General features: G+C 39.0%; 8 protein-coding genes, 1 pseudogene and 1 CRISPR repeat array. Of the genes and pseudogenes, 6 read left to right on the forward strand and 3 right to left on the reverse strand.

Features of this window, described 5'->3' with window-relative positions:
- Positions 1-182 precede the first annotated feature (182 nt).
- From csy1 to AZH43_RS14535, 5 genes are all read left to right on the forward strand, one after another.
- Complete coding sequence (csy1, locus tag AZH43_RS14515; RefSeq protein WP_067670944.1) at positions 183-1,517, forward strand: type I-F CRISPR-associated protein Csy1; 1,335 nt, start codon at positions 183-185, stop codon at positions 1,515-1,517.
- Positions 1,517-2,620, forward strand: coding sequence for a type I-F CRISPR-associated protein Csy2 (csy2, locus tag AZH43_RS14520; RefSeq protein ID WP_067670945.1), 1,104 nt, complete (start codon positions 1,517-1,519; stop codon positions 2,618-2,620). Before csy1 ends, csy2 begins: the two co-directional genes overlap by 1 nt.
- Before the next feature lie 2 nt (positions 2,621-2,622).
- Positions 2,623-3,663 (forward strand): type I-F CRISPR-associated protein Csy3, encoded by a 1,041-nt coding sequence (csy3, locus tag AZH43_RS14525; RefSeq protein WP_067670948.1) that lies wholly within the window; start codon positions 2,623-2,625, stop codon positions 3,661-3,663.
- The gene (gene cas6f, locus AZH43_RS14530) at positions 3,663-4,277 is read left to right on the forward strand and encodes a type I-F CRISPR-associated endoribonuclease Cas6/Csy4 (RefSeq protein WP_067670951.1); all 615 of its coding nucleotides are present in this window, start codon (positions 3,663-3,665) and stop codon (positions 4,275-4,277) included. The genes csy3 and cas6f overlap by 1 nt, the downstream gene beginning before the upstream one ends.
- A 131-nt stretch (positions 4,278-4,408) precedes the next feature.
- Positions 4,409-6,477: a CRISPR direct-repeat array (repeat unit 28 nt; unit sequence GTTCACTGCCATATAGGCAGCTTAGAAA).
- A 685-nt stretch (positions 6,478-7,162) separates the two neighbouring features.
- Entirely contained in the window at positions 7,163-7,369 is a 207-nt protein-coding gene (locus tag AZH43_RS14535; protein WP_067670972.1) for a hypothetical protein, read from the forward strand.
- 132 nt (positions 7,370-7,501) lie between these two features.
- Here the strand turns inward: AZH43_RS14535 and AZH43_RS14540 are convergent, their stop codons facing one another.
- The 3 genes from AZH43_RS14540 to AZH43_RS14550 form a co-directional block, all read right to left on the reverse strand.
- Entirely contained in the window at positions 7,502-7,861 is a 360-nt protein-coding gene (locus tag AZH43_RS14540) for a hypothetical protein (protein ID WP_067670954.1), read from the reverse strand.
- Between the two features lie 253 nt (positions 7,862-8,114).
- Complete coding sequence (locus AZH43_RS14545; protein WP_067670957.1) at positions 8,115-8,765, reverse strand: hypothetical protein; 651 nt, start codon at positions 8,763-8,765, stop codon at positions 8,115-8,117.
- A 96-nt stretch (positions 8,766-8,861) separates the two neighbouring features.
- A complete protein-coding gene (locus AZH43_RS14550; RefSeq protein WP_067670960.1) occupies positions 8,862-9,560 on the reverse strand; it encodes a putative quorum-sensing-regulated virulence factor in 699 nt (232 codons plus the stop codon).
- Between the two features lie 388 nt (positions 9,561-9,948).
- Here AZH43_RS14550 and AZH43_RS14555 point away from each other — a divergent pair.
- A pseudogene (locus AZH43_RS14555) lies at positions 9,949-11,184 on the forward strand (alpha/beta hydrolase); the annotation flags it as partial.
- Between the last annotated feature and the right edge of the window lie 130 nt (positions 11,185-11,314).

Genomic DNA, 11,314 nt, shown 5'->3' on the forward strand with positions numbered 1-11,314 from the left:
ACTTCTAGGCTGCCTACATGGCAGTGAACTTATAAGAGAATTTAAACTATTTCTAAGCTACAAATAAGTAGAATTGATTTCTCGATTAAAAATTATACAAAAGGCGGACTTGTAATACGATTTTTAATAAGTTAAATATTGTAAATAAGATAATTATAACTAGGTATTAAAAAGGAGGGGAAATGAGTGACAAAGTAGATGGAGTTCAAAACTCCGAGCCTACAAGCATTCGTGAGTTAATTGAGCAATATATTCAAGGGCGTTTGAATGAAAAGCTTGAGAAACTCAAAGCGGATGATCTTGTGGAGCGTGACAAGCTGTTAGAAAAATATCAAATTGAAACATGGCTTGAAGATGCAAGTTTACGTGTAGGTCAATTACGGTTGGCGACACATACCGCTAAACAGCATCATCCTGACTCCAAAGCATCAGCGATGTTTTATAACACTTTGGAAACCACACACCATTTTGTAGGTTCGCAAGGTCTTAAACTTGATGCAGATGTAGTGGGGAATGCTGCGGTTTTAGATGTTTTTAAAATGTTACGTTTACCTTTTAACGGTGTGAGTTTATTAGACCGACTATTACAAGCTGATGCTGAATTTATTCAATCGCTTGCAGTAGATAAAGATATTTCCCAAGTACGTTATCAACGATTTTTAGCTTTTAGCGAGTTATCTAAGGAATTAAATGCAGGACGTTTGTCCAAGCAAGTGTTATTTCCTGTTGATGCAGATGAATATCATACACTTGTATTGCTTTACCCAAGCGCATTGATTCATCGGGCGTATAAGCAATTGTCGGATGATCGTTTTAGTGATGAAAGCAAAACTTTACGTGAAGCACGTTTTAAAAAGCTGCATCACCCACACGAAAGCCGCGAATATCCAAGCTTATTGGTACAAAATTTTGGTGGGAGTAAACCGCAAAATATTTCGCAGTTGAATAGTGACCGCCGTGGTTCAATGTGGTTATTGCCTTCTATTCCACCGACATGGCAAGGTCAAATTGTGGAATTACCGAAAGGTTCAAGTGTCTTTTCGGGCTATTTGAGTAACCGTAAAGATGTAAAACCTTTGCTTGCTAAAATGATTACGCTCTATCGCAAAGACGACCGCCGAAATACAGTGGAATTTCGAGATGAACGTGATGAACTCGTAGCTCAATTGGCAGATAGTGTGATTGATATGAGTTTTGAATTACAACAAAGTGCCTCTACTGGCTGGACAAACAAAGACGGCTTTAGTCGTGCGCAAATTTTTTGGTTAGATCGTGGCTACCGAGAAGAACTTTTTGATAAAGAAGATGCAGGTGAATTGACTGAAGAAGAGGCTGAATGGTTAGAAGCCTATCGTCAGCGTGATTGGCGTACTGAGGTGGGTTCCAATTTTGGTCAATGGTTGAATAAAATTTTAGCCCAAAAAGCCAAACTTGTAGATTTAGATGATCATGAGGTACGGGGATGGTCAATTATTTTACGAGATAAATTACAACTGCTGAAAGAGGAGTTTGCATAATGGCTCAAACTTATCCTAAAGCATTGTATATCATACGTTTAAGTGTTGAAAATGCATCAATTATCAGCAGTCATTTAACGTGGGGTTTTCCTGCACCAAGTGCTTTTACCGGCTTTATGCATAACTTGCAGCGTAAATTGAATGAGATTACTGAGTATCAACAGATTGAATGCTGTGGTGTTGGCGTTATTTCACATCAATTCATTCCACAAGTAACGAAAACAAACAGTTTTCGTTATTCACCTTATCAATTGAATTTAGCCCGTCATCCCTTAAAAGCAGATGGTTCTACACCAGCCATGATTGAAGAGGGTAAAGGTCATTTTGAAGTCAGTTTGGTGATTGGTTTAGCGGGTAATGGTCTAGACCAATATTTATCCGCCAATGATGAAGATCTATCAGAAGCAACTAAGACTTTCTTACAAAAGTTGAATCAATGGGTCTATGGCATGCGTTTGGCAGGCGGATCAATTTTTCCACATAAGCGGATAAAGCCTAAGCTTATCAATTGGTCATTAAGTAATGCTGAAAGTAAAACTCAAAAATTACGTTTTAGCTTATTGCCTGGTTTTGCATTATTGCATCGTCATGAAGTGCTGACGGCGCATCAAACATGGTTAAAGCAATATCCAAACTATATGGATACGCAAAAAAGTGAACCGAATTTACTCGATACTTTATTGGATATTGGTCGCTTAAATTTGGTCAGTACAGCAAAAGAGGGGAGTCATTCGACTGAAGAGCAAGTTGAAGGCGTTTGGCAGGTTCGTCCTCGTCCTGAGCATTTGAAAGGATGGTTAGTACCGATTCCGATTGGATACGGTGCTTTAACCGCTGTTCAACCGCGGGGTGTAATTAAAGGTCTGCGTAATGATCAGTACCCTGCAACATTTGTAGAAACCTTGCTAAGCCTAGGCGAATGGCAAAGCCCGCATCGTATCAAAGATATTGCAGCAACCTTATGGAATTACAATATCGAACCTAAAAATGGCGTATATGAGCTTCGGCAGCCATTTGCACCAAAACTGAACTTAAATCCATCATCGGAAGATGATCTAGAAAATCAGTCATTTGAATTTGAAACAGAAGAAGAGGAATATTAATCATGGCTAAGAATGACAAATTAAAAACAGCATCGGTACTTTCATTTAACCGCCATCTTGATCCATCTGATGGGCGTATGTTTTCAGTGAATTGGGCTGACATTGAGCAAGGTCATGGTAAAAATGCCATCATTATTCAAGAAAAATCAGTGCGTGGAACAATTTCAAACCGTCCAAAAAGCAGTAAAGAAATTGACCCTGCTTATATTGATGCAGCTGTAAATAAAGCCAATTTACAAACGGTTGATGTGGCAGCTTTACCACAAGGCAAAGATACGGTTGCGGTGAGTTTTACTTTACGGGTATTGGCAAATGTAGGACAGCCGTCTGCATGTAATGATGTGGGTTTTGCTGAGCGTTTAAATACTGTAGTTTCTGCTTATCATGCAGAAAATAAGTTTATTGAATTGGCTAAACGTTATGCAGCTAATTTAGCCAATGGACGCTTTTTGTGGCGTAATCGAATTGGTGCTGAAAATGTAACGGTGTCTGTGGCACGTATTGTGGATGGTAAAGAAACCAATATTTTGAATTTTGATGCATTAAATAACCGTTTAACTGAAGTAAGTGTTCATAGCGATCAGCAAAAACAATTTGATGAATTATCAAATTGGATTCAAGCAGGTTTGAATGGTGATGAACATGTATTGTTAAAAATTACAGGTTTTGCACGTTTAGGTGAGGGGCAAGAGGTTTACCCATCTCAAGAGCTCATTTTAGATACAAGCAATTCAAAAGGTGCAAAAAGTAAAACTTTATATTCATTTGGAAATAAAGAAGCAGGTTTACATTCTCAAAAAATTGGGAACGCTTTACGTACCATTGATACATGGTATCCAAATGCTGAAAAACCGATTGCCGTTGAACCGTATGGTTCTGTGACTTCGGAAGGCAAGGCATATCGTCAACCGAAAGAAAATCAGGATTTTTACAGTTTATTTGATGCGTGGGTCAATGCAGGAAAAGTACCTGAATTAGAGCAGCAACATTACGTGATGGCTGTTTTAGTACGTGGTGGTGTGTTTGGGGAGAGTGATAAATAATGAAATATTATTTGGAAATTAAATTTCTTCCTGATGATGATATTTCAATCCACTTTTTATGGTCAAAAGTTTATAAGCAGTTACATCTCGCCTTGACAGGTGTTAAAAATGCTGAAAATCAAGTGAATATTGGGTTTTCCTTCCCCCAATATCGCTATGACGCTAAAAGCGGTAAGGGTTTTGTCGGTGAGAAATTACGACTTTTTGCTTTATCTGAAGATATTTTAGAGAGTTTAGATGTTCATAAGTGGTTAAGCCGTTATGTGGACTATGTGCATATCAGCTCTATTAAGGCTGTACCTTTAGAAAAAATAACAGGTTTTGCAATTTATAAACGTAAACAAGTGAAGAGCAGTGCTGAACGGCTAGCTCGAGCTGAAGTTAAAAAAGGGCGTTATGATTATGAAAATGCTTTGGCACATTATCGTAAATTTGTAACATCTACGAGCTTACCTTATGTTCAATTACTGAGTGACAGTAGCGGAACAGTTAAAGATGAAAGCCTTAAAAATCATTTTAAATTGTTTATTGAAAAGCGATCGGCTGAAAAATCTGAAACTCAGGTTTTTAGTAGTTATGGTTTAAGTTCGGTGTCATCTGTACCAGAATTTTAACCCAATATTTTTTTATTCTTTAACAGCTTAATAAAATCAATGAGTTATAAACGTGAGTTAAAACTTGGGTCTTTTGTGGATTTTTAGTATTAACTCACTGTTATAACTTTATTTTTTACTTTAAAATTACTGTTCACTGCCATATAGGCAGCTTAGAAAATTACTACCACCCATATCAATAATTGTGGTTCGTTCACTGCCATATAGGCAGCTTAGAAAATCATTAGAATTAACCTCATTGGCATAAGCACGTTCACTGCCATATAGGCAGCTTAGAAAATTAACGACTAGCGTTATCCCAATGCCTGCACGTTCACTGCCATATAGGCAGCTTAGAAATACAATCGTAAAACATCAGGGCGATAAAGTAAGTTCACTGCCATATAGGCAGCTTAGAAAACTTGCTGCGCCATCGCATCATTCGTTTTTTCGTTCACTGCCATATAGGCAGCTTAGAAATAAGCATTGTAGATGTTCCAAAATTTAAAATTGTTCACTGCCATATAGGCAGCTTAGAAATCCCACGCGCTCATCCGCCCAGTTACACTCAAGTTCACTGCCATATAGGCAGCTTAGAAAAAAGATTGAAACTGAGGATTTAATTTATATCGGTTCACTGCCATATAGGCAGCTTAGAAAGTTCATTTTGAGCAATGCGCTTGGCTTCCATCGTTCACTGCCATATAGGCAGCTTAGAAAAATCAACCGCTTGGGTCTTATAGGTTTTACTAGTTCACTGCCATATAGGCAGCTTAGAAAATAAAAAACCGTCCTCTAATTGGACGGTTTCAGTTCACTGCCATATAGGCAGCTTAGAAAAAAATCACCATTAAAAGCATACCTAAAAATAAGTTCACTGCCATATAGGCAGCTTAGAAAATAACAAAACAAAACATTGGAAATGCAAATCTGTTCACTGCCATATAGGCAGCTTAGAAAGCTGTATCGGCGAGTATTCAGGGCAAATTGGAGTTCACTGCCATATAGGCAGCTTAGAAAAGACAATACCGCAGGAAAAACATACGAGCTCGGTTCACTGCCATATAGGCAGCTTAGAAACTTTATGACCAAGCACATAAACGCCCGATAAGCGTTCACTGCCATATAGGCAGCTTAGAAACTATGCTTTTGTCGTTGATATGCACGAGTTGCGTTCACTGCCATATAGGCAGCTTAGAAAAGTAGCCTTAATTGGCTTTAGTGCAATGCTATGTTCACTGCCATATAGGCAGCTTAGAAAAGCTATCTGATTGCCTTGGAATTAAGGACATAGTTCACTGCCATATAGGCAGCTTAGAAATATGACCCAACAAAGGTGCTGGCGGAATTTGCGTTCACTGCCATATAGGCAGCTTAGAAATTATCCCAATCGAAGCCGACCCGCTTCTCAAAGTTCACTGCCATATAGGCAGCTTAGAAAAATCAAAGCCACCACCAATGGAGCAACAATAAGTTCACTGCCATATAGGCAGCTTAGAAAAATACGATTCGATATGCCTGTTTGTGCAATCCGTTCACTGCCATATAGGCAGCTTAGAAACATTCCCATGTCACCTAAGCCACCAGCCGATGGTTCACTGCCATATAGGCAGCTTAGAAAAATCATTTAAAACAGGAACAATAATAGATTCAGTTCACTGCCATATAGGCAGCTTAGAAATAAAGTTTATGCACCTTATGAGACACCAGAACGTTCACTGCCATATAGGCAGCTTAGAAAATAAGATCAGCGCAGGCTCCAATTAGAAAGTTGTTCACTGCCATATAGGCAGCTTAGAAAATTTTCATCTGCAGTCAGTGTCAACTGCCCAAGTTCACTGCCATATAGGCAGCTTAGAAATAAAGAAAACGATATGATTGAGCTACAGGCTCGTTCACTGCCATATAGGCAGCTTAGAAAATATGGCTATTCAGTCATGGAGGCAAACTATGGTTCACTGCCATATAGGCAGCTTAGAAATATGACACAGTTCCCACAACACGCAGCAATATGTTCACTGCCATATAGGCAGCTTAGAAATTGATGGATGGTGAGTTATGGCAAGACTTAAAGTTCACTGCCATATAGGCAGCTTAGAAAAGCAAGTTGCGGATGGCCTGAATGAGTTGATCGTTCACTGCCATATAGGCAGCTTAGAAAAACAGTAGCTACAGCTGCAACAAGAATGCCGAGTTCACTGCCATATAGGCAGCTTAGAAAAATTCAATAGTGGGGAGGGTGCACCGCCATTTGTCGTTCAATTTTTAAAGAGTTACTCGCGCATTTGCTTAGTCTGGCACTTAAATACAATCCTTTGCATCTGAAATATATAAAACTGGGTTTCAAACAGATACTATCCGTAAACTGGTCTTTGAATTAGATGCAGATGTCTCAAAATCTTTGAAATAAATGGCTTTATTGAATATGCATTGGAATGTTTGTTAAGTCAGTTACGTATTTAATTTTGAGATGATGTAAACGCGCCAACATTATTTATGAATATATTCTAAATTTCAATTGTATTTATTTTGATCAATTGTGCTGAAGTGTAAAACAGCTTGCCAATAAAAATGGCAGTGTTATATTAATACTACAGTAGGTCGAAAAACAAATGACGCTACTATGAGTTGGGCGGATCAATGACAGCTAATTGAGTCGTAAACTTCGGTTAAGACAAAAAATCAGCACTAGCCTTCCAACATAGAGCCCGCAGAAATGCGGGCTTTTTTAATATAAAAAGGTTTGTTATTGTCATACAATTTACAGAGTAATTTTGTATCTTATTGATCTACAATAAATTAGCTTTAATCAAGTTACAATGCCAAGAAATCTAACATTTTTAGACAAGGTGAATTTCAAGGCATGTGCTATAAAAATGCTAATTCAAATAAGTAGAGTAATGACAATGACAAATATGATCGATATCAAAGTGAAGAATCAATTTAGCCAAATTGTAGATGCCAAAGCCTTATTGCGTTCTGCACCGGAAAATCAGGATGTGTCTAAAAGAATTGAACATATTGTGGTTGATGGTGAAGTGATTCTTCCAAGTATTGAACTTTTATTTGAAAGCCAGAACTCATCCAGTATTTATAAAGTTATTGAAGCCTAATTTGATTTAGATGCTTCACCAAAAAACTCACTGCAATCGGTGAGTTTTTTATATTGAAATAAATATTCTCGCCATGCAGATATTCATTCTTTTGATAAAGTCTGGTTCTTTAGGAGACTTCGATAGCGGATTTTAGCTGCTGCTGTCCTGTTTAAATTTGACACAGACGTCATATCGGTCAAATTCTTTTAAAATCGTTTGTATGACCGTTTGAGCCTGAGGAGATTCAGGCTGAAATGCAATTTCTTTATTTAAACTGCTGTCAAAACATTCAATGTTTTCAATTTCCCAGCAATTTTCTATAAGCGTACTGTGCATAATCAGGCGGCGCGGTTGCAGATGGTCACAAATTTGGCGTGGAAGCACATGGGTAATGGCCAATTGAATATGGTTCAATTCATCTTTGGGGCTTAAAAATGTAATAATCCAATTGCCGACTTTACTGAGCTGCATAGGATTATCAAAAGTGTCAAATTGCAAATAATGCGCCATAATCTCAAATGCTCCCCCAGAAATATTTTCTAGCCTATATATGCTCTGAATGGCGCAAATAAACCATTCAGACAAAGTCGTAGTAAAAAAATTATAAAAGGGATGCTTGAAATTAAAATTATAAAAACCAATATAATTCAAAAAGATAAAATAACATTTGTTAAGAGATGATGAGCTGTTAAGTCATTTTATGAATCAGAAGCAAAGAAATAGCTCTAAATACATCACCTACGGCCGAAGAATAGGCAAATAATTAAGCGGACTGAAGCTTGCGCATGCTTAAGTTAACTTGATGTAAAGCATTATTCAGTAATTGGGGCACAATTCTAGATTCCTGAAGCAGGGTAATCCACTGCATTTGACATTGTTTCAGCTGAGATATTTGCTCAGCCGCTTGAATTTTTAAAATCAGCTGCTTGGCCATTAAACCGCAATACTGCTGCAGATGCTGCATCATAAATTGCTTGAGCTCATCAAAAGCTAAGGGACTGAAATGAGGAGTAAAATCTGCTGTCAGCTCGTTATTTTCCTGTTCGTTTATAACAACGGGTTCAGGCTGAAAGTTTTGCTGCTGAAATTGAATATTTTCTGCTATTGCGGATGATGAGTGCTGCAGCGCGGTATGAATTTCGGAATGCTGCGTTAAGATCTGCGGCTGTATTTCAGCTTCTTCTTTGACTTGGTGCAGCGCAACGGCATCAGGCGCTTCTTTAACAATTAAACCTAAGTCCATTAATTGCTGCAGCAGTTCCGGATCTGCAATCCGCTGCTTCATAGCGGCATTCAAGGTATGAAAATCATCTGTGCCAATCAGCACCAGCAGCCGTCTTTGTCTGGCATTCAACTGCAGATCGCGAAGCTTGAGCGTACGGAAACCTAATTCAGTTTTATAAAATGTATGCATGCCTTAATTTATTCCCCCAATAAATTAAGGCATATCATATTGTGTGAAAATTACACCTGTATGAAAGTTTGATGACAACACAGGTGCATAAAAGCTTTAAAGCGTTGTAATGGCAGCATTTTCCAATGCTTTGCGCAAGTAAGGGTCCAGATCTTCCTGACGCATCAGCCATTGCACATAATCTGCCGGCAAATCAGCAATGGCTGTGCCTCGATGCTTGCCGAAATTAATGCTGCGCGGAATACGGGCATCCTCAGATGCTTCATAGAGTTCTTCAATACTGTTGATTTTTAAGTGATGGACGATGTGCATCAAAATATTAGCCGTTAAAATAATATCCATATCGGCGCGATGGGCCTTTCGGATCATGTCGCGGGCTTTTTCGCTGCCTTTGCTGATCATATAGATGAGTGCGGAAATATTATGCGCTTCTGCATCGGGCCAGACTAAACGCGCTAAAGCAAGTGTGCAGATGGCTTTGATATGGGTTGAATCTACACCGCATTTTTCTAAAGCGCGAATGTCGTAATCAATATTGTGGCCAATGATATACACCGTATCTTCAGGCAGCTTAAAGGTAGAGTAATGCGGCTGATCTTGAATGTCTGATTCTAAAATTTGGTGCACGGCCATCGCCGCGTAAGAAATCGGCTCATCAACACTATAGAGCTGGTCAAAAAGCTGGGACTTATCTAAGGTGATTTTATGGTCTGAAATTTGAATAGGCGCATATGCAATTTCAATCGGCTGGCCATTTAAAGTATGAGTTTCGGTATCGAGAATTATGGCTTGCATAACCTATTCCATCAGGAGAGTGTATTAAAACGCTAAATTTATCATTTGCCTAAGTTATTGACAAACCATAGTCACAGAATTAACAGGACTTTATGTCATAAGTGTATTAAAGCTTGCACATGTATGAGCATTTAGGTTTTTAAAGACTTCCGCTGCATGAAAAAGTATTTGCATAAGTTTGCGTATTTGGCAGAATTGTTCTGTAGGCATGCAGTAGAATTGATTTTGTCATTGCGTTTTAAATAAAAATATCAAAATCAAAGCTATAGAGTGAAATATATGATTACAAGACCATCGGTCTTAAAACCTATTGTGTTAATTTGAAATTACAGGTAATACATAGTGTTAAATCATAATTAATAACAACCAAATGACGAAGGATCGTAAAATGAAAAAACATGTCTTAACGGTGTTAATCAGCAGCGCTTTTTTGCTTACGGCCTGCGGCAGCGGCGATGATGGAGGTTCAACTTCTGTTATTGTGGATGATGGTATTCCTAAGAATAATATTGTAAATCCTGTAGTGAGGGTGGAGTCTTATACAGATATTGATAATGACGTTAATACAGATTTGGTTGATGCCAGCGCATCTCAATCCCTGATGACGTATAAAATGCTGGGTGTGGATGGTGCCGAAGTTGATGCTACAACATTGGTATTCACCCCCAAAACGGCTGCTCCAGCCAATGGCTGGCCAATTGTGGTTTGGGCGCATGGAACAACGGGAGTTGCGGACAAATGTGCCCCAAGCGCATTAGGATTAGGCCAAACAGCAACATTAATAGAGGAACTTCTGAACAAGGGTTATGTGGTGGTTGCGCCTAATTATGAAGGTCTAGGATCAGCGGGGAATCATCCTTTCTTGAATTTAAAAAGTGAGGCTTATTCGATTACAGATGCAGTGGTTGCTGCCAGAAAATATTTAAAAGATCAGATGGGGCAAAAAGTCAGTGATCAATGGGTAAGTATTGGCCATTCACAAGGCGGGCATGCTGTTCTGGGAGCTGCTCAATATGCATCGCGGGCACAATTGAATTATAAAGGCACAGTTGCAATTGCCCCAGCTTCGAATTTAGCGTTAATTCTGACGGTCGGCGAGGCTCAGGCTAACGCTATGCCTTTAGCTCAGCAAATTCCGACGCTTGCTCAGCTGGATACTTACACAGCGCTGATTGTTGCAGGCATGCAGGGGCATAACAATACTGTTACTTATAATGAAGTCTTTAAGACAGACACTTTAGCCTTAGCGCCTATCGCTGAATCTGAATGCAGTTCTACTGTCGGTAATACCTTTGGATTTAGCATGCAGACTTATGCAGCTGGAGCAGGCCTGGGCTCATTAAACGGCTATGGCCGGACGCAAACTGAGTTTATGAGTATTCCTGTTATCAACACATTCCTGCAAACTGGTTCTCAGCCTGGCTTAACAAAATTAAATCAGAAAGTATTTATTTATCAGGGTGGAGCTGATACCACAGTACCGAAAGCCGCAACGGATATCCTCATTGCTTCGATGAAAGCCAATGGCACCAGCGCAAGCAATATTGAATATCAAGAGGATGCTGCATGGGATCACGGTACGGTTTATACGCAAAATTATGAAAATTTTGTAGGAGATTTGAAGGRTAAACCGCTTCAGCTGAGCTCCTGCGGGTCAATGTCTAAGGTTAATTTCATACTGGATGGCTTTTGATGCAGCATGTTCAGCCACCAATGGCGGATATAAAAATGCAGTCTGGCGCGGTCTGCAGACA

The sequence above is a fragment of the Acinetobacter pragensis genome (assembly GCF_001605895.1).
Taxonomy (GTDB): domain Bacteria; phylum Pseudomonadota; class Gammaproteobacteria; order Pseudomonadales; family Moraxellaceae; genus Acinetobacter; species Acinetobacter pragensis.

Excerpts from the sequence above, each read along its gene's own strand:
- csy1 (WP_067670944.1), top strand. The coding sequence starts at position 183 with ATGAGTGACAAAGTAGATGGAGTTCAAAACTCCGAGCCTACAAGCATT.
- csy2 (WP_067670945.1), top strand. The coding sequence starts at position 1,517 with ATGGCTCAAACTTATCCTAAAGCATTGTATATCATACGTTTAAGTGTT.
- csy3 (WP_067670948.1), top strand. The coding sequence starts at position 2,623 with ATGGCTAAGAATGACAAATTAAAAACAGCATCGGTACTTTCATTTAAC.
- cas6f (WP_067670951.1), top strand. The coding sequence starts at position 3,663 with ATGAAATATTATTTGGAAATTAAATTTCTTCCTGATGATGATATTTCA.
- AZH43_RS14535 (WP_067670972.1), top strand. The coding sequence starts at position 7,163 with ATGACAAATATGATCGATATCAAAGTGAAGAATCAATTTAGCCAAATT.
- AZH43_RS14540 (WP_067670954.1), bottom strand. The coding sequence starts at position 7,861 with ATGGCGCATTATTTGCAATTTGACACTTTTGATAATCCTATGCAGCTC.
- AZH43_RS14545 (WP_067670957.1), bottom strand. The coding sequence starts at position 8,765 with ATGCATACATTTTATAAAACTGAATTAGGTTTCCGTACGCTCAAGCTT.
- AZH43_RS14550 (WP_067670960.1), bottom strand. The coding sequence starts at position 9,560 with ATGCAAGCCATAATTCTCGATACCGAAACTCATACTTTAAATGGCCAG.